Source organism: Rossellomorea sp. GQ25 (genome assembly GCF_059758515.1).
The window spans coordinates 12,202-36,093 of record NZ_JCAXEQ010000004.1; the positions used below are offsets into that span (position 1 = coordinate 12,202).

Consider the following 23,892-nt stretch of genomic DNA (forward strand, 5'->3'; position numbering starts at 1 on the left):
CTACACCTTTTGCCAGATTTTTATTTTCTTTCCATAATACCTGGCAAGCTCCCTTGCCAGATTTCGTCTGTCAGCTTTGGAATAAATGATGAATCCTTTTTTTGGATCACTGATGATTTTCGTTCGGCCACCATCTCTATGATCAAAAACGATTTCTTTCTGACTGGAGGAAGACGGAACGGTTTCCAGTAATTTAGCAAGGACGATGGGTTTCTTACCATTTGGACACGCTACTTGAAGTCTGGTGATAAAAGGCTCTATAAAGTCTTTAGAGTGGTGGAAGCCTTTTTTTAAGGAGGGAGGAGAATATTGCCCCCTCATGAGGTCATCACGTGCGCATTTATATTCTTCTGGGTTTCCGATATCTCTCCAATAAGCACTTGTTTTAAACACATAGACTTCCTCATTGTTCGTAAGCAGCTGAGGAATGAAATCCTGACCGAAATCCCTCGCTCCTAAGTGAGCATAGCGATCAAGCAGTCGTGGATCTAACATATATACCCCGGTGTTCACTTCATTTCCTACCCACTCTTTCGGCTTTTCAATAAAATCAACCAATTTACGATTTTCGTCTGTATGACAAATCCCATATTCTTTTGGATTCTCTACTTCTTTTGAAACAACGGTCATAACCGCTTTTTTCTCATAATGGAATTCTATGACTTTATCAATTGGAATATTTGTGAATGCATCTCCACTTAACACCAGGAAAGGTTCACGAAGTCTGTGCCTGGCGAGAAAGATCCCTCCCGCTGTACCAAGGGGGGATTTTTCCTCCAGATAGGTAATGTTTACATTGAAATGTTTCCCATCACCAAAATAGTCTTTAATCGTTTCGCTTTTGTAACAAGTGGTGATGAGAATATCGTTAATTCCATATGACCTTAGGAGGTTGATGCTGTATTCCAGAATTGGCTTATTCAAAATCGGAACCATCGGCTTTGCAATCGACATTGTATAGGGTCTTAACCGCTTGCCTTCTCCACCTGCCAATATCACGGCCTTCATCTTTTTATGCCTTCCACTTTTGATTGAAGAAGCACATCATCGTATACGTGGATGGTTTGTTCAGCAATTCGATCCCAACTAAACATGGATTGAGCCATTTTGAAACCGAGATTCCCTAATTGCTCCGATTTTGAAGGATTTTCAATTAATGAGACCAATTGTCCATAAAGGCTTTGTTCATGATTGGGCTCAAATAATAAGCCGGTTTGTTCATGTTTCACGATTGATTTAAGTCCTCCTGTATTGGATGCGACAACCCCTTTACGGAAAGCCATCGCCTCCAGTGCAACAATGCCGAATGGCTCATAAAGGCTTGGAAAAATCACGGCTAAACAATTTTTCAAATAGTCATTCCGCTCCCTATCAGAAATGTATCCGATGAAGGACACACAATCACTCAGGTCTTCATGGGCTACCATTTGACGATAATGCTCTAGCATCGGACCTTTTCCTGCTATGATAAAAGAGATGTTAAATCCTTCTCTCTTTAACTGTGAGGCTACCCTGATAATCGTGTCGAACCCTTTCTCATGAACCATCCGTCCGATTGAAAAGAAATACGGAGTGGATGGCTGTTCAAAGCTATAAGGAGAAGATTGATCGAGCTTCTCTAATTCCACGCCATTTGGTATCACAGCGACTGGTGCTTCGATAGTAAATAAGCTCTTGATTTCCTCTTTCATATGCTCACTGCACACAATAAGATGGTCAGATGCACTAATGAGAAGCTGCTCTTCCCGGTGAATCTTGTGTTGTAAATCGGTATAAATCCCCTGATTGCGTCCATGTTCCGTAGCATGAATGGTCGTTATGAGAGGAATCGAATAATACTCTTTCAGTTTCATCGCTGAAGTGGACACAATCCAATCATGGGCATGAATATGAGTGATTCTATCATCTCTTATCAGTTCATGAGCGTAATGAATGAACGCTTGATTTAAATCAAATACCCATTTGAAGAAATCTTCTTCGTATGGATGTAATGGGTGCACACGGTGAATCGTAACCCCTTCCATTTTCTCAAGTGACAGGGCATCATTTGCTTTCGTTGTAAGAACATGCACCTGTTTCCCTTTTTTCACAAGATTATTAGCCAGATCATACACATGCCTCGAGAGTCCACCCACGATATTCGGCGGGTATTCCCATGAGAGGATCAGAACGGAATCCTGTTTCACTGCTTTTTCTTCTAAATTGCCTGCGAAAAGCCCTTCAAGGATTTCATCAGATGGAAATGGAACGACCCTTTTACGATGAAGGAATAAATGTTCATCGTTCTGCCCTTCCAGTACCAAATCAAGTAAGCTGTCAAAGTGAACAGACGTCAAGCCATTTTGAATATTCGAACCTTCAAGGCTGGCTACCCATTCCCTTAGCAGTTGATGTGTCATCTCTGTCGGTTCTGCAGATGTATACAGTTCGTCGAGTTTCTCTTCCATACGATGAATGATTCGAATATTCTTCATGGCCGGATCAGATAGAATCGGGGTTTGCTTCTCCATTCCAAGAAATCCAAAACCCACTCTGGAAAGAGCAGTAGAAGATTCCATCTTCTCCTCTAATGAGTGTGTGAACTCTCTGGCTTTTAATTCAGCGTAGTTTTCTCTATTCTCTATGAAAACAATCGAGAGGGAATGACCGTTCTCTTCCAATGCTCCGATTCTGCCCTCTGAAACCGGTATTAACTTTAAGCCCCTAGGTGTTCTGATTACACCGCTGTCACTTTCTTTTTCACTATGTTCATAGGAGTAGGAGGAGATAAATGTGTATTCGATTCCTTGCTTAGTGAGGTATAAGTCAATTCCCGGCACATACGCTGCCTGTGGTAACCAAAAAACCTTTGGAACCATTTGGAAATACCGCTTATACAACAACGTACTCATACGCACCTGAGACTCAATCGCTCTCGGAGTCCTGTAGTGAGTTAGTGGAAATGAGCTTACCGTCGTAGGGATCACGGTGGCTTTGCCTTCAACCACCAGAGTCTTATAGGCTTGTACGAAATTCATGTCATGGGTTGACCATTGGGAATAAATCAGCTGCCATTTACTCTTTTCATGCGGCTCAGCTTGTAGAAGGTTGGCTTGAATGATTGAATGAGCTTTCTCCTTAAACTCTTCACTCATAAAAAGTGAAAAGAGGGTAGGGTTAATCACAACAGGTATAGAGGATGCTCCGTTCCGCTGCAGAAGATCTAACAATGCACTATTTTCGATAAGGATAGAAGTAAGTAGATCTTCCCGTTCATTACATTGTGAAAAAGCCAGTTCGTTAAATTGTGGATATATCATCACTTCCGAAAGTCCTTTCATGCCTTTTCCTCCTGATTCATTACATAATACGAATAGGTGCTCACATGCTCCACCCATTTCGGTTCCTTAATTAATCCTTGCTCATATTCAAATAACTCTTTCATACTATGATACTCCTGATGATGGGACGTTCTTGGGGTGTGGAGTACATTGGAGCGGGTGAATGAAACAAAGTCACCGGACGGTAAGCGCAATCCAATTTCCATACAGTAGCTTCGGTTTTCCTTTAGACCATTTACAAACCAATCACTCTCCGTATGAGGAACATATGAATCTGAGTATGAGTGATGATTATGTCCGTTAAAGGAAATCGATGTAATATCATATAAACGAAGGACAAAAGGTTGAGGGTCTGTATTCATTTTAAAGTGGCTTTTCACATGGCGAATCCATTCTTGAGTAATGTTCCAATAGCAATAGATTCTGGATGACGTAGAGAACATGATCGATAATTCATTGGCACGCGGGTTTTTCGCACGGGGCTTGGGCATCTTTCTTCCAAAGGAAGCTCTTCCTACCCGCTTTTTCGGTATTTTCGGCTCAATCACTTCTACAGAGGCACCCTCATTTACAGTAGAGTTTCCCTGAGCCTTCTGATACTTCACCCATTGATATTGAACTTTCCCAACGGTAGTATTCAGCTCTTTGGCAATTTTCCTGAATGACACTCCTTGTTCTTTTAACCGTATGATTTCTGTGATCAAAACAATTCCTCCTAAAGAGTAACCTAATATTATATAATTTCAATCTAAAAATTATGACAATTATCTATAAATTCATCGTAACACCCTATTCAAAAAGCTACAATAAACGCATTTTGTCGTATCTTGTTAAACGTGGTGATAATGGGGTTTATCATGCATTTTTTTTACAAATTATCATGCTGAAATGATATTAAAGCGATTACATTTTTAGAACGACAAGATTCTTTCACAATTGCCTAATGACATTCGACAAAATATTGGTTCTTTCCACAAATTTATCCTTTCATCTTATAGAGATAAGCCTTTATCTATGCTATAACTAAAGGAGAATAATACTGCATGAGGTGATATAGTGGATTTACTATTCATTGGATTAGTAAGTTTCTCTATCCTATTACTAGTCATTTCGTTTTTCCAACGGGATCGGTATCGTGATATTGAAAAAGACATGGAAGAATTGTCAATGAATGTTCTCCAGGAGCATTATCAGTTAAAGAAAAGAATACGGGTACTGGAAGAAGAGTTGATGGTGGATGGCGATGCGCCTTTAAAAAGAACAGCTCCTGTGAGAAAACCCATTCATGAGGTTGTAAAAAATCAAGTCATTGCGTTATATCAACAAGGAATACCTATCGAACAAATCGCAAAACAATCCGCACTTTCTAAAACAGAAGTTCAGCTACTTATTTCGAAGCTATAAAAAGAGGGTGTATGAATTACATTTTATTAAATTTATTGACCAAAATGATACTCAATAGATTCCATAGAAAAAAGCTGTCCTTGTGCGGGACAGCTTTTTCTGGTAGTGTCTATTCATTCAAGTCGTAACGACGACCTTTCACAAGATAGAATACACCTTCTGCAATGTTTGTTGAATGATCCGCAGCTCTTTCAAGGTAACGGCAAACGAAAGAGAGCTGAGTAATCTGAGCCGTGAATTCAGGCTTTTCTTTATTAAGAGTCAGAAGCTCTACAATCGTTTCACCATATAAGTCATCCACCTTATCATCCATATCAGCGATTCTCTTTGCTTTCGCCACATCTTCTTCGACAAATGACTCTAATGTAAGCTGAATCATTTCAGATGTTATGGCATGCATTTCCTTAATATGATGAATCGGTTTAATCAAAGGTTCATTACCAATGCGGATCGTTGATTTCGCTACGTTCACAGCAAAATCTGCTATTCTTTCCAAATCTGAAGCAATTTTGATAGCAACGATGATTCTTCTTAAATCAGTTGCCACTGGTTGTTGCTTAGCTATAGTCAGAATGGCTAAATCATTGATTTCCTCTTCCAGATCATCGGCTTTTTGGTCGCCTTCGATAATAGCAAGCGCCGTATCAACATCCTTCTCTTCTAACGCCACAATACTTCTTTCAAGTGCAACCTTTGCAATATTACCCAAATCCATTAGTTTGGTTTGCAATTCTTTTAAATTTGCATCAAATTGTCCTCTTACTGCCATGATTATACCCCTTCCTCTTTCAACACTTAAGCTTTCAATAGTATGAATTAAACATCTGGTGATAGTTATCCTTCTTAGAATGTGAATTAACCGAAACGACCAGAGATATAGTCTTCTGTACGCTTATCAGATGGAGTAGAGAAGATTTTATCTGTTTTGTCAAATTCAACTACTTCCCCGTTTAGGAAGAAGGCTGTGCGGTCAGAAATACGTGCAGCCTGTTGCATATTATGAGTAACAATAATAATACTATATTCTGTTTTTAATTCTTGAACCAGTTCTTCAATCTTTAATGTAGAAATCGGATCAAGAGCAGACGTAGGTTCATCCATCAGAATGACATCCGGCTCAATAGCAAGACATCTTGCTATACAGATACGCTGCTGCTGTCCACCAGATAGTCCATATGCATTTTGATTCAGACGATCTTTCACTTCATCCCAAATCGCTGCACCGCGTAAGCTTTTTTCAACAATTTCATCCAGCATTTTTTTGTTTTTAATTCCGTGGATACGAGGACCGTATGCAATGTTGTCATAAATCGACTTAGGGAACGGATTAGGTTTTTGGAAAACCATCCCTACCTTCGTTCTTAATTCCTCAACACGATAATTCCGATCAAAAATATTACGCTCACGATAAAAGATATCACCTGATGTTTTTACGCTTGGAATCAGCTCGATCATACGATTTAATGTTTTAATATAAGTGGATTTCCCACAACCGGATGGACCGATGATGGCCGTCACTTCATTTTCCATAATATCTAAATCAATATTTTTCAACGCATGATTTGTACCGTACCATAAGTTAAGCTGCTTTGTCTGATAAACAGGCTCTTTTCTCACTGAACTATTGATCATACCTTTATTATTGTTGTTGACCATTGTTGTTTCCATATTTGAAAGCCTCCTTCATCCATTAAAAACCAATAAATAAACGATATTAATATCTTTTTTGAAACTTATTACGAATCAGCACTGCGATCGAGTTCATGAGTAACAGTAAGCCTAACAGGATTATAATACCTGCAGCTGCCACATCATGGAAATCTGCTTGTGGTCGTTTTGTCCAATCGTAAATTTGCATTGGAAGTGCTGTAAATGTATCCAAGATGGAACCTGGAGTAAACAGTAATATCGTTGGTACACCGATAACGACGAGGGGCGCTGTTTCTCCGATTGCACGGGAAAACGCTAAAATGCTTCCTGTCAATATCCCGGGTATTGCGGCTGGTAATACGACTCTAGTAATTGTCTGCCACTTTGTAGCACCCATACCATACGATGCGTCCCTTAACTCTCTTGGTACAGAACGAATCGCTTCTTGTGCTGCAACAATAATAACAGGCAGAATTAGCAAACTCATCGTCAAACCGGCTGCCAGTACACTTTGACCAAGGGCAAAGGCCCGGGCAAAGATCGTTAAACCTAAAAGACCAAATACAACGGAAGGAACACCTGCAAGATTTGAAATATTTACTTTGATAAATTTATTGATTTTGTTTTGTATAGCATATTCTTCTAAATAAATGGCCGTCCCTACTGCTAATATGAACGAAACAATAACAACAACGAACATCAGCCAAATCGTTCCCATAAAGGCGGCATAAATCCCTGCTTTTTCAGGGAACCTTGATCCCACATTTTGTAAAAATTGCAGATCCAAGTATCCAATTCCTTGAGTGAATACCCGATATAATAATACACATAACACGACTAAGCCAAATAAAGTCGCTAGGAAGAAAAGCCCTTTAAAGACGCTATTCACCATTAGTCTGGAAGACATCTTTTTTAAGACATTTTCATGATTGATATACTTCATGATTAATACTCCTCTCTGAATCGCTTAGAGATGTATTGGGCAAGCAGGTTCATACCAAGCGTGAATAAGAATAATGTGAAACCTACTGCATAAATACTATAGTAAATCGTCGTTCCATACCCTGCATCTCCTGTACTTACCTGAACGATGTACGCTGTCATCGTTTGGATGGAATCAGTAACATTCCAAGAGAGGTTTGGAGAAGCTCCTGCAGCAACCGTTACAATCATGGTCTCTCCAATTGCACGGGAGATGGCAAGAACAATCGATGCAACAATGCCTGATACAGCAGCGGGTAAAACAACCTTAAGTGCAACTTCTAATTTCGTTGCCCCTAATGCCTGTGCACCTTCACGTATGGAATTCGGAACAGACGACATCGCGTCTTCAGATAGAGAAGCAATCATGGGAATAATCATGATACCAACTACAATTCCAGGACTTAATGCATTAAATATACTTAATGCAGGTATAAATGACTTCAATATAGGAGTAACAAATGTTAGAGCAAAGAACCCAAATACGATCGTTGGAATCCCGGCTAATACCTCTAATATCGGTTTGATGAATCTTCTTGAACGATCTGTTGCATACTCACTCAAATAAATGGCGGAAGCAAGTCCTATCGGTACTGCTACCACTACAGCTATTCCGGTAATCTTCAATGTTCCTGAGATTAAAGGAATGATTCCGTAACTTGGATTCTGATTAGAAAAAGGAAACCATTCTGTTCCTGTTATGAAATCAAATACGGATACTCTTGAAAAGAATGTAAATGTTTCAAATATAAGAGTAAATACGATACCTATGGTTGTTAATACTGAAACCCCGGCTATTGCAAACAAGATCCATGGAATAGACTTTTCAATAGAACGATTCAAGCCTTTACCACTTTTTTGTGAAATCATCTCAGCAACAGAGTATGATGATCCTTTTGAATTTGTAGCCATATAATGCAAACCCCTTTCATCCACATGACAAGATGAGAAGCAAGTAATCGCTTCTCACCTCTTCATTTTGACTTAACAACGATTAAAACTTATTTAAGACCTTCTAATTTTTCAGTAGCTTCTTTGATTTTATCTTCAGGAAGACTTACATAACCTACTGCTTCTGCCATTTCAGCAGAGTTATCAAGAGTGAATTTCATGAAATCATATACAGCTTCATTATCTTTAACAGAAGCGTTTTTAGCATATACGAACAATGGACGTGATAGTGGAGTGTATTCCCCACTCTCGATTGTTTCGTTATTCGGCTCTACTCCGCCGATTTTTACCGCTTTAAGTTCTTCTTTATTTGCAAGGTAATAAGCATAACCGAAGAATCCGATCGCGTTTTTATCACCCGTTACACCTTGTACAAGAACGTTATCATCTTCAGAAAGCTGAATGTTTTGTTTAACCATATCTTTTTCTTCTAAAATTACTTCGTTGAAATAATCATAAGTTCCTGAGTCAGTACCAGGAGAATAGAATTTCACTTCTTCATCCGGCCATTCCGGGTTGATATCAGACCATTTTTTTGTCTTTCCATCTTCGATCCAAAGCTTTTGAAGATCTTCGACTGTCATGTCTTCTGCCCAGTCGTTTTCTTTGTTAACTACGATTGTAAGACCATCTTTAGCAACTTCGAATTCAGTGAAATCAATATCAGCTTCTTCCAGCTTTTGCTTTTCTTCGTCTTTGATTGGACGGGAAGCGTTTGAAAGATCAGTTTCACCTGCGATGAACTTTTCAAATCCACCACCAGAACCGGAAACACCGATAGATACTTTTACATCAGGTTGTGTAGCTGCATATTCTTCGTTAACAGCTTCCATGATTGGAGCTACAGTCGATGAACCATCCATTTTTACGCTGCCGGATAGTTGTTCTCCTGAACCATTCTCTGCTCCACCTTGAGCACCACATGCTCCTAATACAAGAGCTGATCCGATCATTGCTGACATTGCCAGATACTTAAAGCTTTTCATTCCTAAATTCCCCCTAAGAAACTTGGTTGTTTTGTCCTACGAGTAATAGATTAATAGATGAGTGTTAATGAGGTTTTAACCGTTTGTAAAGGTTTTGTAAATTCGACATTATTCTTCATCTTCAGACCCTTCCCCGAACCTAGAAAACCTTATCAAACCCTTATTAAACATAGTATTAGACAATGATTTGTAAATTATGTAGTTCCCACAAAAATGATTAAATAATCGATTTGATATTTTCGTATATATTATAAGAATGTTCATTGTATTTGAGTAAAAAGACTTAAACAACATAAAAAAGCTGATTTCCAGAAAGTTATTTCGTGGAAATCAGCTAAAGTCTGCTCAGTTATTTTGTTCTCTTTCCTCTTGCATTTGTTCTTCTGCCTCTTCAGCGTTTTCTACTTTCTTATTAACTGAAGTCGGGTCCTTCACTTCTTCTGCACGTTTCTTCTTCAGTTCAAAGTACTTATCCATCACTCGTTTGGAAATGTATTTATTCACGTAAGGATCGGCCACTCCGCTTGCTTGAATATGAGAAGCAGGAACCATTGTGGCATACGCCACTTCAGGGTTATCAAATGGGGCGTACCCGATTAGAGTCGTGTTGTAGTTCAGCTCTCCATCTACATACGTCTCAGCGGTACCCGATTTACCTGCCGCATTATACGGTGCATCCTTAAATTGATCATACGCCGTTCCATCAGGATAGTGGTACACACGATAGAAACCTTGTTGGACGTGCTCGACCTGGGCTTGTGTAGCTCCAATGCGATTCAGCACATTCGTCTCTTTTTCAAACAGAATCGGTCCCAAGCTTTCCTGGTCGTTTGTTGGCTCTCTTATTTCTTTCATAATATGTGGCTCCACCCGATAACCATCATTAGCAATCGTTGAGATATACTGAGCTAATTGCATCGTTGTATACGTATCGAACTGCCCAATCGCTAAATCAAGTAAGAAACCTGGAGTGGTGTCGGTACCTGTCAGCCCGGAAGACTCACCAGGTAAATCGATTCCTGTTGGCACACCTAATCCAAATTGGGCATAATGATTTCGTAAAACGTCAAATGCCTGTGGATTATTAATCATGGTTTCGTTCGGAATATATTCTCTTCCGGCAATTCTAAATGCAATTTTCCACATATAGGAGTTCGAAGATTTCTCAAGGGCGAACAAGTCGGACATCGGAATTCTTCCCGATCGATTAAACCATGAAGTTTTTGGTCGATCTTTACCAATTTTAATTGGTTCATCTACAAGCACTTCACCAGGAGTCAAGTTCCCTGTCATGTAACCTGTTAAAACAGTGGCACCCTTAACCACCGATCCAACTTCATAAGAAGACGTAAAGGTTCCTAACGCAGCATCCCTCATCTCGTACTTGCCTGTTTCAGGGTTCTTTACATATTGTTTTCCGGCCATAGCTAATATTTCCCCTGTATTAGGGTCAATCATGACCACGTAAGCTCGATCCAGGTTAGGAGACTCACCGCGATTCACTATCTGTTTTCGTAATTCTTCTTCTATAATCTTTTCAACCTCACGTTGAAGCTCCATATCGATTGTCAGAACAATATCTTTTCCCCGTTGACCTTCTTGAACGAGTACAGATTCCAATACACTACCGCCTTTTGTGACGTTTTTGATTTGTTCCTTTTGACCTTGCAAAACATCTTCATATTCTAATTCAACATAACTCTTCCCTACACGATCATTCCGGTTGTAGTCTTTTGCTAAATAGGAATCTACCAGGTTCTTCGGTAAACCTTCTCTTGAAGAAGAAACGTTCCCGAGAATCGTCCTCAACGTATCATCAAATACGTAGGATCGCTTCCAGTCTGTTGTCGTATTGATGCCGGGAAGTTCACTGAGATGTTCACTGACGACAGCGAATTCTTCCGGGGTGACCCCTTCGTTTTTCACAATTTGCGGATTTAATGCATAGCCGCTGGAGAACTCACGGTAAATCGCAATGATTTCTAAATCTTTTTCAGTCAGTGACGCTAATTCGTCTTTTGTGATCCGATCTAGTCTCATTTGATACACTTTCGCGTTCACGTCGTCTTCAGAGTAATCTTCATTGTTTTGAAGCTTTTTTATTTCCTCTTCTGACACCTTTTTGTCTGCTTGTTCTTTATTATTTAATAACCAATAATCTTTCTTGTCTCTTTCTGTCACTTCTTTTGTATCTTTTTCAATGTACTCAGAAAGCTTGGAAGCAACCTCCATCATCTCTTCGATCTTGGTGTTGTTTGCACGTGTATACGTAATCGCATTTAACGGAACATTATCGACGATCACATTACCATAACGGTCATACATTTTCCCTCGTGGCACACCTGTATTGACGACAACATCCTCTGTTCTTTCTACTTCCTTCTTGTAGCTTTCTCCGTTCACTATTTGAACGAGTCCCAGTCTAAGAACCAGAAGAGAAAATAATAAGAACACGGCAAAAAACAGCAGATTCATCCGAACGGGAACATGCGTCTTTCTTTTTCTCTTATTTCTTTTCAATCTTTCCAACCCTTCCTCTATGTAAAAATATCTTTATATCGTGACCATCCCTTCTTATTTTATAGAAAAATACAAGGATAATCTAGACATAAGCAAAGAGAGGAAATCTTTCCCTCTCTTTGCTTAAATATCCTATATGGGCAAGTCCACTTTTCGAACAAAGAAATAAATGAGGGTATGACCCGCTCCAAGCATTAGTAAGAGGATGGGGATACTCTCTTCCTGGTTGAAAAATGTGACGGCAATGATGAACGCCAGGACTGACACAATTCTTCCTAAATTCAAGAAAATCTCCCTCACGACAATATACTCAATTCTCATTTCAGCGGCGTTCCATCCCGTTCCGATTACATCATATGTCATTGAAATATAGGGTACCAGGAGTATGGGGTACGCAATGGCAATCACCCCGGCATAGAGCAATAACTTCGTGTAAGTGACATCAAACACGATCAAGAATATTGACAGGTAGAGAAGAATTCCACCTAATAAAATGGCCTTTTTCCGAAACTTTTTTTTAATCACCCGCGATGCAATGTAATAGCCAACGAATGCGATCCCTGAGTTTATGAGTCCGAATGTACCAATGGCAAATTCACTTCCTGTACTAATGAACACAAACACAGAAATAATGAAGATAAATGTTCCTTCTCTCAATCCCTGGAAGAAGTGGGCGTTCGTAATGAAGCGCCAATTAGCATTGTTTTTCCTTTCTTCCAGAATTCTGAGGAATAGATATCTTCCGGATGCCGGTCGTCTTTTTAGAAAGAAGCTCAAAAGAACGGCTATAGCAAATAGGAGGAGAGATAAACCGAATACAATGGTATAGCCCTTATACGAAGCAAATCTGGAAATAATAAAACCTGCGAGGATCGGGCCGATCATTCCTCCAGCTGACGATAACGTACCGAGGAAACCATTGAAGAAATCTCTCGTTTCAGGTTCCGTAATTTCAAAGGTCAGTACATTAAACGCTAACCAATAGAAGCCGTAGCCGATTCCGAGCAACGCTCCTAACACAACCAGGTAATTTTCGGCCGACTCCCCGAAAGCCAATACAGATATGTAAAAAAGCGCCAAAAAAATAACCCCGAAGCGTAATACAATCACCCGGTCTACTTTCTTTGCCAACCTTCCAGCTAATATAAAAGTTAATGGCTGAAAGATGACAACGGTTAAATTATAGATGCCTAAATCAATAAATTCACCTGATTGCTTCCACAAGTAGATGTTTACAAATGTGTTTGAGAGCGCAATACTTAATGAATATAATCCGCCAATTAATAGTAGCAGAGTAAGATCTCTCGTTAAATCAATATCGCCTAATAACTTTTTATAGCTACTCATTTGAAAAACTCCCCTTTAACGTACCCCTATCTTGTGAAAAAGGGAGGGAAGTTATACAAAAAAAAGAGAGGTTCTTGAAAGAACCTCTCTCCTCCTACGTTTAAATTATTTAGCAGCTGAATAACGCTTCGCTACTTCATCCCAGTTTACAACGTTCCAGAATGCTCCGATGTAATCAGGGCGACGGTTTTGATAATTCAGGTAGTAAGCATGCTCCCAAACGTCAAGACCTAAAACTGGGGTTTTCCCTTCCATTAGGGGGCTATCCTGGTTTGGTGTGCTTGTTACTTCTAATTCACCGTTGTTTACCACAAGCCAAGCCCAACCTGAGCCAAAGCGGGTAGCAGCAGCGTTAGCGAACTCTTCTTTAAATGAATCGAAGCTTCCAAACTTGGAAGAAATAGCTTCTGCCAACTCTCCAGATGGAGCGCCTCCACCATTCGGAGATAATACTGTCCAGAATAGAGAGTGATTAGCGTGGCCGCCACCATTGTTGCGTACTGCAGTACGAGCACCTTCAGGAACAGCGTCTAAGTTAGAAACAAGATCTTCAATGGATTTGCTTAGTAAATCATCGTGACCTTGAAGTGCATCATTTACTTTCGTAACATATGCGTTATGGTGTTTCGTGTGATGAATGTTCATTGTGTCCTTGTCAATATGAGGCTCTAAAGCATCATATGCATAAGGTAATTGCGGTAATTCGTAAGCCATTATAAATTCCTCCCTATGTATAGTTTCCTGAACAATGCATTCAGGCCGTTTCAGTATAAGATTACCAAAACTACTATATCTGTTCAAATATTTTGCCTTCTAATCTTCACTTTTTCTTACAAGAATAAAATCCCCTATATTTTCATCCCTAGTCATAAGAATGTATTTCCCCCTCAAATAACAAGAAAAAAATATACAGCCATGACAATTTGGATGATTCCTTTTGTCACGACACTGGAAATGAATCCAACGACAGATCCTACGCCTACTTTTACGGCGGTCTTTAGATTGGATCTATGCACTACCCATTCACCTATGATGGCACCTAAAAAGGGGCCAATCAGGATTCCAATGACAGGAATGACGAAAGGTCCGACAAGCAAACCGATTGTACTTCCCCAAATCCCTGCTTTTGTACCACCAAATTTCTTTACCCCAATGAGGTTCGCCATGTAATCAGCACCGAAGAGAAGAATCACAAACAGAACCTGCACAGTCCAGAATAACCAGCTAAAGGGTTCGAAGCTAAAAAACACTCCGTACAAAATAAAGCTTCCAATCAGAAAGACGACACTGGGCAATATCGGGTAAATCAATCCAACAAAGGACAATATCATCAGTACGATAATGATACTCCAATAGATTACTTCCATCTTTTAACACCTCCCATAAAGTATAAAAAAAACTGACCCATTTGACAAATTTCAAATGAGTCAGCACTTGTATTATTCTACTCCCAATACTGCTTCAGCAATATTGACAGCATGATCACCGATACGTTCTAAGTTACTTACGATATCGACAAACACAATACCTGCTTGTCCCGAACATTTCCCTTCGTTCATACGCAGAATATGCTTTTTGCGAAGCTTTCTTTCCATTTTATCGATCTGATCTTCTTTTTCAGCTACTTCCCTTGCAATATCAGTATCGTTTAAGTCTAAAGATTTTAACGCTTTTTCTACTGTTTCTATTGTTAGATTAAACATTACTTCAAGGTCATTCATTGCATCATCCGTAATCTTAACCTTGTTGGTCTGCTGGTATTCAATCAATTCAACAATATTCTCAAAATGATCCCCTACACGTTCGATGTCGCGTACGGTATCCATTAATATGGAATGGCGCTCGGATTCATTTTCAGATAATGAAGCAGAAGATAAATCAACCAGGTAGTTCGTGATTTTCTTATCAAGATTGTTAATGGCTCCTTCAATTTGATAAGCTGCCTCTGCATTCTTAGAGCTCTTTGACTTCAAGAACTCATTGGTTTCTTCTAATCCCTTAACAGCGAATTTACCCATGCGAAGTACTTCTTCCTTAGCTTGTCCTAAAGCAATAGAAGGTGATTGTTCAATAAACATTGGATCCAAATGTTTAGAGTTATAATCAACAAGTGAATCCTGCCCAGGGATCAATTTCGTGACGATCACCGCTAATAGGGCGATGAACGGGAACTGAATAATCGTATTCGTTATATTAAATGAGCCGTGAGCAAAAGCGATTGTCATCGGTTCATTCAGGTTAAATGAAGATTGTAAAAACAGAACAAACTTAGTGAAAAATGGCAAAATGATTAAAAAGATGGTTGAGCCAATCAGATTAAAGAGTACATGGACTGCTGCAGCACGTCTTGCAGCGACTGAAGCACCCAAAGCTGCTAAAACGGCTGTAATGGTCGTTCCAATATTATCCCCAAATAAAATAGGAAGTGCTGCCTGGATGTCCACTAAATCTGAACTGTATAGCTCTTGTAAAATACCGATAGTTGCAGATGAACTTTGTACAATTACAGTAAATAGAGTTCCAATTACTACTCCAAGAATTGGATTTGTACTCATACTTACAGTTAAGTCATGAAAGGCTTCAAGTGAACGCAGAGGCTTCATTCCTCCACCCATTAATTCCAATCCATAAAATAATGCACCGAAACCAAAAATCATTTGTCCAAAATTGTGTACTTTTTTATTCTTAAAGAAGAATAACATAATTGTTCCTACTGCAATGATTGGTAATGCATATGCTCCAATATCAATCCCAATGATAAACGCTGTTACCGTTGTACCTATATTCGCACCCATGATGACACCGATCGCTTGTCTCAGTGTCATGAAGCCTGCGCTTACTAATCCGACTACGATAACCGTCGTACCACTACTGGACTGTATTAAGACTGTAACAAAAATACCTGCCAATACGCCCATGAATGGGTTGGTCGTGAACTTATCAAGAATCTCTTTCAGGCGTTCACCGGCAGACTTTTGAAGTCCGTCCCCCATATACTTTATCCCAAAGAGGAATATCCCTAAACCTCCAAAGAACTGAAACAACATCTCTTGCCAATTTAATTCCATTTTTTCAACCCCTACATAAATTTTCGACACTAAACAACAAAAACCCCATATCATTTTTAATATATTATAGAGCAAAGGTAAATACTTTTTACTCCAAATTTACAATATGTTAATAAAACTCGTCTTTTATTACAATTACGTTACAAAATGTAATTATTACAAATTGTTCACGTGTTCGATACTTGCTGAAGAAGAAAGACAAGCATAAAATAGATATGGTACGTATGAAAGGAGAAAAAATATAAATGAATGTATTTCAACAATTGTATAAAAGTATCTATTCCCCAAAAGACATTGCAACATTCCGCTTTCAGGGAATTGGCAAGACGATCCGTTACGTCTTTCTGCTGGCACTTATTTCTATATTACCTGTAGCTATCCAATTTATATCTTTTGCTACCAGTGCCATTGACAATGTAAGAGAATCTGTGGAAACTGAATTTCCATCCTTTTCAATAGAGAATGGTTCATTGTCATCCAGTGATATAGAACCGATTACAATCGAAAAAGACGGAATGACCATTATCTTTGATAGTACGGGTGAACTCCAGGAAAGAAACCTTGATGAAAATGAAAATACGATTGCATTTTTGAAAAAGAACTTCGTTGTCATTAACCAAGGAAACGTTCAATCTTCTTCCTATTCTTTATTTGGCAGTACAACCCTTTCAAAAGATGGCTTAATTGATTTGTTAGATTCTTTAATAGGTATGAAATGGATTCTCCTTCCCGTAGCCTTATTTTTTCTCTACTTATTCACTTCCGGAATGATGTTCTTGAAGATCACGCTATTCGCCATAATCGGTGTTACGTTTGCCAATGTCCTTAAACGGAATGCAAATTACCGGCAAAGCTTTCGAATGACAGCCTATTCCGCAACGGTTTCCACCTTATTTTTTACCCTAATGGAAATGCTGCAAACCTATATTCCTGCAGCCCCGATATTGGATTGGTTTGTGATCACCGTTATTCTTTACTTAGTCGTGAAAGAGATTCCTCAAAAGAGAATACGTGCATAGCAAAAGTCCCTGTCTTAATGGAGACAGGGACTCTTCTTTCATGTACACTTTATATCTTGAATTGCCTGCTAATTGGTTAGAGGCGATTAATAGTTCCTCCCCTACTTCATGTGTATTCCTTACTTTTTCCTGCTGCTCTACAAAGGCAGCAAGCATTTGGTCCGTTCCCGCTAACGTTTCTTGTGACACGTAAGAAAAGGCCTCTGTTGAAGCTTCCACTTTTGGGAGAGATATTTCAAAGTAGCCCAAATCGCCTTCATATTTTGCAGATCCCTGCTGACACCATCTATTTCATTTTTTAACAAATCAAACGATTCTCGTGTTTCTGTAGCTTCTGAGACGAAGTGATGAAATTCTTTGAAAAATTGTTCGAATTGCCTGGAAGCATTTAAAGAAATTGACTCCATTTTATGAATGGTTTCACTAATATTCTTCGTAGCATCTGATGATTGATCTGCAAGCTTCTTCACTTCATTCGCTACAACAGCAAATCCACGACCGGATTCACCCGCCCTTGCGGCTTCAATCGTGGCATTGAGGGCAAGGAGTTTCGTTTGTTCAGCAATTTGATTAATCAATGAACTTACAGTGACGATGGAGGATGATTGATCATTGACATCTTGAATGATCTTATTCATATGCTTGAAGTCGCCGGATCCCCTGTTCAACCCCTCAACCATTTTATCAACCTTGTACTCCACGACACCCGCTGATTCGTTCATATCCATTGTTTTCTCAAAGACGGAATTCATTTTCATAAATATGGATTTGACAGTCATATTCATTTCTTGGAAGTGGTTGACACTTACTTCAGAAGTACCCGCCGTTTGTTCTGCCCCCACTTTCACCATTCTCACAGTTTCTACCATATACTCATTTTCTTTCAATAGTTCTGATGAAGAGGATTGAAGCTTAATCCCTGTAGAAGCTAAACTGTCTGTTGTTTGATGAATATTATGTATTAAGTCTTTCATTTTCAATACCATCGAATCAAAACTTTTTTGAAGGGAAACAATTTCCGGCAGCGTCGTTTCCACAGGAACGTTTGCTGCAAGATCCCCATCTCTTATTTTCTTCATTGATTCTCGCAATTCAGCGATCGGGGAGGTTAGCCGGCTCACCAATAATAGGACAATGATAAAGGCAATCCCTACACTTAGACCAATCATAACCATTGTATAGGCATCCATTGACCGAATGTCTTGCATATACTCTTCCTGAGGAACAACCATCACGTATTCACCTTGCAGCTCCTGAATCGAATGAAATGCTAACGTATATGCCTCACCCTTGATGGTGGTTTGAATGGTTCCTTTTTCAAGATTTTCAATTCGATCAATAAGGGGTTTCTCAAATCGTAATTCAGAACGTTTACTTACTGAAAAAGGGACTGCTTTCGAATCTTTGATAAAAAAGAATTGTGCCTCTATATTGTCCTGGATTAGTGCAGCATCCTGCTTCATAATCACATCGTCTAGCTTTTTTTCAAACTGTTCTTGTTTTCCAATATAAAGGAGCATCAAGCTTTGTGCTATATCTCTCATCGACGTCACTTCACGGTCCAATCGCTGCTCCATTAAATGGATCGTTGCCTGTTTGGACTTTATATAGGATATTCTCCCAATTGTCGAGCCTGTAATGGCAACCAGGGGTAAAATGACAATCAATAATCGATTCTTTAATGATAACTTGGTAAACGGATCAATCATTTTCACCGTATTAATTCCCCAGAGCCATTCTCGTTTGAAGTTTAGTTTTTCCGACAAAATTATACACCCTTCCCTCATCTTTCCACACTTCATTTTCTCAAAGAAAGATGAAGGAAATGTAAAGGTGGAGTAAAGGTTTATTGAATTTTAGGACGAAAGACCCCCTTCCTACGCTTGGCGATAAGCATAAATAACAACAAATTAAGAAGAGAAAAAGCAAAGGTGATCAAATACATTTCCAACACATCGTCTCTCCAAAGGCTGTAAGCAATAGGTCCAAGTGCAACCCCCCCGAACCTCACAGCTCCATAAATACTGACAACCAATCCCCGTTCATGCTCCGATACACTTCCCGTAATAAAGGTATTAATGACCGGCAGCATCAAGCCTAATCCACCAAAGCTTACCGTAATAAAGAACATTAAAAACCCCAATGATGAAAAAAAGATCAGAAAGCCTAATGGGACCGACATCATTAACAATCCACATTTCATATACCTCCATCCGAGTTCCTCATCCGTCTTTAACCTCCCCCCACACCAGTAAGAGCTAATGGTCATCGCGCCAAGTGGAAAGATAAATGTAAATCCTTTGAAAAAGCCATCAATATGAAAAGTATTTTCAATATGGTAGGAAAGAAAGAAGAGAATGCCGAATAATAAAAATAAGCCTATCCCTCCAATCGTATATAGTGGAAATAATAAGCGTCCCTTTGAAATAAGGATGGAGTACAGGTTCTTTTTATCAGCCTTGTGATAACCCTCTTTCGTTTCAATCGTTTCTCTAAGTCCTATTAAAATCACCACGCACAATACAGGAAACACCCAAAATGCATGATTCCAATGGACAAGGATAGCTAGTGTGGCACCAGTAAGAGGTGCGACTACCTTGCCTATCCCATTAAACACTTCTAACGAGCCTAACATCCTTGAGCGTTCCTGTCCCTGAAAGATGTCACCGATCAATGCCATGGCCAGAGGTGTCGTTCCAGCGGCCCCCACACCTTGTAATCCTCGGCCAATCATGAAAAGACTAACAATTTCATTTACTTCTCCGCTCACAACACAAAGTACACTTCCCAGAATCATTATCCAAAGTGAAACAATGATTAATCGTTTACGTCCAAAGCGATCCGACAACATCCCCACAAACGGAATCACCACTGCTGCAGGAATGGTGAATGAGCTTAAAATAAAACCAGACCAGCTGCTAGTCAAATGTAAATCCGCTTCAATACTCGGGAGAATGGGAATAAGCATAGAATTTCCCAGTACCATTAATATGGGTAGTAATCCGATTACCAGTTGGAGAAGCTTATTCGTCATGATTCGTAACCCCTTCATAGTCAGATTCTAAAAAACCCGGGAGGAAAGTATATATGAAAAGAATGGCTATTTTCTTTGGTATTATCATTCTTCTTTATAGTGTCTATTATGATTTAAATAAGGGAACCTTACGGCTGCTTTATAAAGAATCCACTGTCGCAACAGCCCAGCCACAGGTTAGTCAGGCGTCTCCAACCGCTTCACAGGAATCTGCTGAGGAAGATCCCTCATCCATACCTTACGTGGAAATGGAGGTCAAGCCCGGTGATACAGTCTTAAGTCTTGCAGAAGATCTTCTTGATGGTTCTATGCCTGTTTCCATTGAACGTGTGATTACTGATTTCGAAGAATTAAATAATGTTCCTCCTGCAAAGATCCAGATCGGGAAAACCTACAAAATCCCGAATTATCAATAATCCAGGCATTCAAAAAACACCTATTTCTTGTCATTTCACACAAAACACTGTTACAATAGCTTCGTATTACTTATAATGAAAGTTTGAGAACCTTTCTAAAGGAGCGAATTACACTTGAGTGAAATTATACATCGTTCAAAAACACGTCCGGTCAAAGTCGGAGATTTAACTATCGGCGGTAACAATGAACTTGTTATCCAAAGTATGACTACTACAAAGACACATGATGTTGAAGCAACGGTTAAAGAGATTCACCGTCTCGAAGAAGCAGGTTGTCAGGTTGTCCGGGTAGCTTGTCCAGATGAACGCGCAGCAGACGCGATAGCTGATATTAAGAAACAAATCAATATTCCACTTGTTGTCGATATACATTTTGACTATAAACTAGCCTTAAAAGCGATTGAAGGCGGAGCCGATAAAATCCGGATCAACCCAGGAAATATCGGTCGCCGTGAAAAAGTGGAGGCCGTTGTCAAAGCAGCGAAAGAAAAAGGGATTCCAATTCGAATCGGGGTAAATGCCGGAAGCTTGGAAAGAAAAATTCTTGAAAAGTACGGATACCCAACGGCTGACGGTATGGTAGAAAGTGCCCTTCACCACATCAAGATCCTGGAAGATTTAGATTTTCATGACATAATCGTTTCCATGAAAGCATCTGATGTGAACTTAGCAATAGAAGCATACACGAAAGCAGCTAAAGCATTTGACTACCCCCTTCACCTCGGAATCACTGAATCAGGTACATTATTTGCAGGAACTGTAAAGAGTGCAGCAGGGCTAGGGGCGATTCTAAGTCTTGGCATTGGTAATACACTGCGTATTTCCTTAAGTGCTGACCCTGTTGAAGAAGTGAAAGTAGCCAGAGAATTATTAAAGTCGTTTGGATTAGCTTCAAATGCTGCTACCTTAATTTCGTGTCCTACATGCGGCCGTATCGAAATCGACTTAATTTCAATTGCCAATGAAGTAGAAGAGTACATCTCCACCATTAAAGCACCAATCAAAGTGGCTGTCCTTGGATGTGCAGTAAATGGACCAGGTGAAGCCAGAGAAGCCGATATCGGTATTGCCGGGGCTCGTGGTGAAGGACTATTATTCCGAAAAGGAAAGACTGTCCGTAAAGTTCCTGAAGAGACGATGGTTGAGGAATTAAAGAAAGAGATCGACAAAATCGCAGAAGAATATTTTGCACAGCAAGAAGCAGAAAAGAAAGAACAAGAAGTTTAAATGCATGTAAAGAGGACTGATCTCGATCAGTCCCCTTTTTTTATTTCTTGAAACGCTCCCAATTTCAAGAAATAGTGTTATTTTTAAAAGAACGGCAGTACAAATAATCCAATAATTATCGATACGGCCCCAATTCCGATTGCCCAGGCACCGAGCATTTCTGCTCCTCGTCTTCTTGCCACGAATCCAAGAACAATTCCCGCAGCTCCCATGATTACCGGGAGAATAAATAAGGAAAGAATGGATAGAGCAAGTGCAGAGTAACCCAAAACACGACCTGATGTTGTCGTATCTCGGGCGGCATCCTCTTCAAAGTCGCGGCTTACACTCATTGGAGCAGCAATTTCTGCTGCTGTTTCTTCACGGTATTCTTTACTCACATCTGTTTCCGGATTGTCGTAATACACGTCGATATCTTTTAGATTTCGATCAACGCTGTTTAATTCGCGTCGTTCATCATTCATACAGCAATCCCTCACTTTCTGTGTTTGGGAGCCTTCTTATTGTGTGTCACTTCTCTATATTTACTATGCTAATGTTTGTCATTTTTGTTAGCTGACTTTCACTTTTCAAACCATTAATTGCTTTTGAAAGGCTTCTTTTTGCAAAGATTTTATTGTTTTTTCATATGGTCTGCCTGGGCTCTGTCAATCAGTGTGAGCTGGATCGTGAGGGGAAATCAACTACTACTTTCTTCTCTAAGATAGCAACAAACTTTACGAAAAGAGCATTTGTGTAAACATCGTTTATCTACTGGTCAGAAATATGATAAACTTGAAGGAGTTTTTATAAAGAGGAGCATGATAAAGAATGAAACGTTTTGGAATCGATATTGATGGGACAGTTACGTCACCTGAATCTTTACTGCCTCACATAAATGATTATTTTAAGTTGAATTTAACCTTACAAGACATCACCCAATACGAACTGACAGAGGTTCTGGATATTTCACCTCACACTTTCGGGAAATGGTTTAAGGAAGCAGAACCAACCATTTACAAAGAATCTCCCCTTGCTCCTGGCGCAAAGAAAATATTGGATCAATGGAAAGAAATACATGAGCTTTATTTTATAAGTGCAAGAAGATCCGATCTCATTCAATTAACTAAAGAATGGTTTAATTCACAAGATTTGATGTATCATCACATCGAATTAATTGGCTCACATGACAAAATTTTAACAGCAAAAAAACACGGTGTCGATATTTTCTTTGAAGACAAACATGATAATGCTGTAGCGATTTCTGAAGAACTATCGATTCCGGTTCTGTTATTTAACACACCATACAATCAAAAACCGATCCCTGATGGAGTCATTCGCGTAAATGACTGGCGGGAAGCGAACTCCTGGGTTCAAACCTGGCTTCAAAATGAATCAAAAGGCCTCTAATCGTAAGAGGCTTTTTCCCTTACTTATTAAATAAATCTTTAAATTGTTCCACCCGTTTCCGATTCACTTTAAAATCATAATATCCGAGACGTGAACCTGACTTGATATGTAGAAGGTTGGTGCTTTCATCAATATAGAGTTCAAGGTCATCCTTGAATTTCAACCACTTTGATGTGAAAACCGCATGCACATAATGTGACTTCTCTTCCCTGATCTCTACATGATCGAACTTACTGATGGTGTTGCGGATTTTCGCCTTCGCATCCTCTGTGCTTCCACTGATGGGAAGTGGTGCTATTCGATGATATGATGTGAGATCAATTGTGCTCACACAGTTTTTTTTATTCGTTGGGCAGTGAGTAAAAGGGACAGTTTCCATGGCTGCATCTCTCCTCTATTCCTTCTGTATAATTGCGTCTTTTCCCTCTTTTACCTTCACTTAAACTCTGGACATTTCAATAAAAAAAGGCTCTTTTCACAATGATTGTGTGTTTAACATATGGTCTGCTTGAGCTCTGTCAAACAGTGTGTGCTAGATGGTGAGGGGAACTGCTCCGCTTGCAGCTAGCGTTCGGCCGAG

Annotated in this window: 23 protein-coding genes; 5 read left to right on the plus strand and 18 right to left on the minus strand. The window is 39.5% G+C overall.

Annotated features, from left to right (window positions below; genetic code table 11):
- From AC6CIB_RS13465 to AC6CIB_RS13475, 3 genes are read right to left on the minus strand one after another with little or no spacing between them, the layout of a single operon-like run.
- Positions 1 to 1,008, minus strand: a complete 1,008-nt coding sequence (locus tag AC6CIB_RS13465) for a nucleotidyltransferase family protein (RefSeq protein WP_498281452.1) — start codon at positions 1,006 to 1,008, stop codon at positions 1 to 3.
- Positions 1,005 to 3,320, minus strand: a complete 2,316-nt coding sequence (locus tag AC6CIB_RS13470) for a glycosyltransferase family 4 protein (protein ID WP_498281454.1) — start codon at positions 3,318 to 3,320, stop codon at positions 1,005 to 1,007. The genes AC6CIB_RS13465 and AC6CIB_RS13470 overlap by 4 nt, the downstream gene beginning before the upstream one ends.
- Positions 3,317 to 4,024, minus strand: a complete 708-nt coding sequence (locus AC6CIB_RS13475; protein ID WP_498281456.1) for a DUF4912 domain-containing protein — start codon at positions 4,022 to 4,024, stop codon at positions 3,317 to 3,319. The genes AC6CIB_RS13470 and AC6CIB_RS13475 overlap by 4 nt, the downstream gene beginning before the upstream one ends.
- 352 nt (positions 4,025 to 4,376) lie before the next feature.
- Between AC6CIB_RS13475 and AC6CIB_RS13480 the strand changes: the two genes are divergently transcribed.
- Positions 4,377 to 4,724 carry a helix-turn-helix domain-containing protein gene (locus AC6CIB_RS13480; RefSeq protein WP_498281458.1) on the plus strand — a complete coding sequence of 116 codons (348 nt, stop codon included), beginning with the start codon at positions 4,377 to 4,379 and terminating at the stop codon, positions 4,722 to 4,724.
- 109 nt (positions 4,725 to 4,833) lie between these two features.
- On the opposite strand, the gene phoU is transcribed toward AC6CIB_RS13480, so the two are convergent.
- The 10 genes from phoU to AC6CIB_RS13530 all read right to left on the minus strand — a co-directional run bounded on the left by phoU (position 4,834) and on the right by AC6CIB_RS13530 (position 16,227).
- On the minus strand, positions 4,834 to 5,493 hold the full coding sequence (gene phoU, locus AC6CIB_RS13485) for a phosphate signaling complex protein PhoU (protein ID WP_498281460.1): 660 nt from the start codon (positions 5,491 to 5,493) through the stop codon (positions 4,834 to 4,836).
- 86 nt (positions 5,494 to 5,579) lie between these two features.
- The gene (gene pstB, locus AC6CIB_RS13490; protein WP_498282161.1) at positions 5,580 to 6,380 is read right to left on the minus strand and encodes a phosphate ABC transporter ATP-binding protein PstB; all 801 of its coding nucleotides are present in this window, start codon (positions 6,378 to 6,380) and stop codon (positions 5,580 to 5,582) included.
- Between the two features lie 58 nt (positions 6,381 to 6,438).
- A complete protein-coding gene (gene pstA, locus AC6CIB_RS13495) occupies positions 6,439 to 7,317 on the minus strand; it encodes a phosphate ABC transporter permease PstA (protein ID WP_498281462.1) in 879 nt (292 codons plus the stop codon).
- 2 nt (positions 7,318 to 7,319) lie between these two features.
- Positions 7,320 to 8,225 (minus strand): phosphate ABC transporter permease subunit PstC, encoded by a 906-nt coding sequence (gene pstC, locus AC6CIB_RS13500; RefSeq protein ID WP_498282163.1) that lies wholly within the window; start codon positions 8,223 to 8,225, stop codon positions 7,320 to 7,322.
- Positions 8,226 to 8,356: 131 nt separating this feature from the next.
- Positions 8,357 to 9,292, minus strand: a complete 936-nt coding sequence (locus AC6CIB_RS13505) for a PstS family phosphate ABC transporter substrate-binding protein (RefSeq protein ID WP_498281464.1) — start codon at positions 9,290 to 9,292, stop codon at positions 8,357 to 8,359.
- A gap of 345 nt (positions 9,293 to 9,637) precedes the next feature.
- Positions 9,638 to 11,767, minus strand: a complete 2,130-nt coding sequence (locus AC6CIB_RS13510; RefSeq protein ID WP_498282165.1) for a peptidoglycan D,D-transpeptidase FtsI family protein — start codon at positions 11,765 to 11,767, stop codon at positions 9,638 to 9,640.
- Positions 11,768 to 11,944: 177 nt separating this feature from the next.
- Entirely contained in the window at positions 11,945 to 13,159 is a 1,215-nt protein-coding gene (locus tag AC6CIB_RS13515) for an MFS transporter (protein ID WP_498281466.1), read from the minus strand.
- Positions 13,160 to 13,264: 105 nt separating this feature from the next.
- Positions 13,265 to 13,873: a superoxide dismutase gene (locus AC6CIB_RS13520; RefSeq protein ID WP_498281468.1), complete on the minus strand. Its 609-nt coding sequence runs from the start codon at positions 13,871 to 13,873 to the stop codon at positions 13,265 to 13,267.
- A gap of 173 nt (positions 13,874 to 14,046) precedes the next feature.
- Positions 14,047 to 14,526 (minus strand): DUF456 domain-containing protein, encoded by a 480-nt coding sequence (locus tag AC6CIB_RS13525; RefSeq protein WP_498281470.1) that lies wholly within the window; start codon positions 14,524 to 14,526, stop codon positions 14,047 to 14,049.
- Between the two features lie 72 nt (positions 14,527 to 14,598).
- Complete coding sequence (locus AC6CIB_RS13530; protein ID WP_498281472.1) at positions 14,599 to 16,227, minus strand: Na/Pi cotransporter family protein; 1,629 nt, start codon at positions 16,225 to 16,227, stop codon at positions 14,599 to 14,601.
- Between the two features lie 245 nt (positions 16,228 to 16,472).
- On the opposite strand from AC6CIB_RS13530, the gene AC6CIB_RS13535 reads away from it, so the two are divergent.
- The gene (locus tag AC6CIB_RS13535; RefSeq protein ID WP_498281474.1) at positions 16,473 to 17,246 is read left to right on the plus strand and encodes a DUF1189 domain-containing protein; all 774 of its coding nucleotides are present in this window, start codon (positions 16,473 to 16,475) and stop codon (positions 17,244 to 17,246) included.
- Here AC6CIB_RS13535 and AC6CIB_RS13540 read toward each other — a convergent pair.
- From AC6CIB_RS13540 to AC6CIB_RS13550, 3 genes are all read right to left on the minus strand, one after another.
- Positions 17,205 to 17,435: a hypothetical protein gene (locus AC6CIB_RS13540; RefSeq protein ID WP_498281476.1), complete on the minus strand. Its 231-nt coding sequence runs from the start codon at positions 17,433 to 17,435 to the stop codon at positions 17,205 to 17,207. The genes AC6CIB_RS13535 and AC6CIB_RS13540 overlap by 42 nt on opposite strands.
- Entirely contained in the window at positions 17,417 to 19,012 is a 1,596-nt protein-coding gene (locus AC6CIB_RS13545; RefSeq protein WP_498281478.1) for a methyl-accepting chemotaxis protein, read from the minus strand. Before AC6CIB_RS13545 ends, AC6CIB_RS13540 begins: the two co-directional genes overlap by 19 nt.
- 80 nt (positions 19,013 to 19,092) lie before the next feature.
- Positions 19,093 to 20,280, minus strand: a complete 1,188-nt coding sequence (locus AC6CIB_RS13550) for an MFS transporter (protein WP_498281480.1) — start codon at positions 20,278 to 20,280, stop codon at positions 19,093 to 19,095.
- A 53-nt stretch (positions 20,281 to 20,333) separates the two neighbouring features.
- Between AC6CIB_RS13550 and yqfZ the strand changes: the two genes are divergently transcribed.
- Positions 20,334 to 20,696 carry a protein YqfZ gene (gene yqfZ, locus AC6CIB_RS13555; protein WP_498281482.1) on the plus strand — a complete coding sequence of 121 codons (363 nt, stop codon included), beginning with the start codon at positions 20,334 to 20,336 and terminating at the stop codon, positions 20,694 to 20,696.
- 123 nt (positions 20,697 to 20,819) lie between these two features.
- A complete protein-coding gene (ispG, locus tag AC6CIB_RS13560) occupies positions 20,820 to 21,923 on the plus strand; it encodes a flavodoxin-dependent (E)-4-hydroxy-3-methylbut-2-enyl-diphosphate synthase (protein WP_187443688.1) in 1,104 nt (367 codons plus the stop codon).
- An 83-nt stretch (positions 21,924 to 22,006) separates the two neighbouring features.
- On the opposite strand, the gene AC6CIB_RS13565 is transcribed toward ispG, so the two are convergent.
- Positions 22,007 to 22,387, minus strand: a complete 381-nt coding sequence (locus AC6CIB_RS13565) for a DUF4190 domain-containing protein (RefSeq protein ID WP_498281484.1) — start codon at positions 22,385 to 22,387, stop codon at positions 22,007 to 22,009.
- Positions 22,388 to 22,733: 346 nt separating this feature from the next.
- Between AC6CIB_RS13565 and AC6CIB_RS13570 the strand changes: the two genes are divergently transcribed.
- Positions 22,734 to 23,312, plus strand: coding sequence for a hypothetical protein (locus AC6CIB_RS13570; RefSeq protein WP_498281486.1), 579 nt, complete (start codon positions 22,734 to 22,736; stop codon positions 23,310 to 23,312).
- Positions 23,313 to 23,331: 19 nt separating this feature from the next.
- Here AC6CIB_RS13570 and AC6CIB_RS13575 read toward each other — a convergent pair whose 3' ends face one another.
- Positions 23,332 to 23,691, minus strand: a complete 360-nt coding sequence (locus tag AC6CIB_RS13575; RefSeq protein WP_498281488.1) for a DUF1499 domain-containing protein — start codon at positions 23,689 to 23,691, stop codon at positions 23,332 to 23,334.
- Between the last annotated feature and the right edge of the window lie 201 nt (positions 23,692 to 23,892).

What these genes read in the sequence shown, in the direction of transcription:
- AC6CIB_RS13465 (WP_498281452.1), bottom strand. Translation starts at nt 1,008, where the DNA reads ATGAAGGCCGTGATATTGGCAGGTGGAGAAGGCAAGCGGTTAAGACCC.
- AC6CIB_RS13470 (WP_498281454.1), bottom strand. Translation starts at nt 3,320, where the DNA reads ATGAAAGGACTTTCGGAAGTGATGATATATCCACAATTTAACGAACTG.
- phoU (WP_498281460.1), bottom strand. Translation starts at nt 5,493, where the DNA reads ATGGCAGTAAGAGGACAATTTGATGCAAATTTAAAAGAATTGCAAACC.
- pstB (WP_498282161.1), bottom strand. Translation starts at nt 6,380, where the DNA reads ATGGTCAACAACAATAATAAAGGTATGATCAATAGTTCAGTGAGAAAA.
- pstA (WP_498281462.1), bottom strand. Translation starts at nt 7,317, where the DNA reads ATGAAGTATATCAATCATGAAAATGTCTTAAAAAAGATGTCTTCCAGA.
- pstC (WP_498282163.1), bottom strand. Translation starts at nt 8,225, where the DNA reads ATGATTTCACAAAAAAGTGGTAAAGGCTTGAATCGTTCTATTGAAAAG.
- AC6CIB_RS13505 (WP_498281464.1), bottom strand. Translation starts at nt 9,292, where the DNA reads ATGAAAAGCTTTAAGTATCTGGCAATGTCAGCAATGATCGGATCAGCT.
- AC6CIB_RS13510 (WP_498282165.1), bottom strand. Translation starts at nt 11,767, where the DNA reads ATGAATCTGCTGTTTTTTGCCGTGTTCTTATTATTTTCTCTTCTGGTT.
- AC6CIB_RS13515 (WP_498281466.1), bottom strand. Translation starts at nt 13,159, where the DNA reads ATGAGTAGCTATAAAAAGTTATTAGGCGATATTGATTTAACGAGAGAT.
- AC6CIB_RS13520 (WP_498281468.1), bottom strand. Translation starts at nt 13,873, where the DNA reads ATGGCTTACGAATTACCGCAATTACCTTATGCATATGATGCTTTAGAG.
- AC6CIB_RS13525 (WP_498281470.1), bottom strand. Translation starts at nt 14,526, where the DNA reads ATGGAAGTAATCTATTGGAGTATCATTATCGTACTGATGATATTGTCC.
- AC6CIB_RS13530 (WP_498281472.1), bottom strand. Translation starts at nt 16,227, where the DNA reads ATGGAATTAAATTGGCAAGAGATGTTGTTTCAGTTCTTTGGAGGTTTA.
- AC6CIB_RS13535 (WP_498281474.1), top strand. Translation starts at nt 16,473, where the DNA reads ATGAATGTATTTCAACAATTGTATAAAAGTATCTATTCCCCAAAAGAC.
- AC6CIB_RS13550 (WP_498281480.1), bottom strand. Translation starts at nt 20,280, where the DNA reads ATGACGAATAAGCTTCTCCAACTGGTAATCGGATTACTACCCATATTA.
- yqfZ (WP_498281482.1), top strand. Translation starts at nt 20,334, where the DNA reads ATGAAAAGAATGGCTATTTTCTTTGGTATTATCATTCTTCTTTATAGT.
- AC6CIB_RS13565 (WP_498281484.1), bottom strand. Translation starts at nt 22,387, where the DNA reads ATGAATGATGAACGACGCGAATTAAACAGCGTTGATCGAAATCTAAAA.
- AC6CIB_RS13570 (WP_498281486.1), top strand. Translation starts at nt 22,734, where the DNA reads ATGAAACGTTTTGGAATCGATATTGATGGGACAGTTACGTCACCTGAA.
- AC6CIB_RS13575 (WP_498281488.1), bottom strand. Translation starts at nt 23,691, where the DNA reads ATGGAAACTGTCCCTTTTACTCACTGCCCAACGAATAAAAAAAACTGT.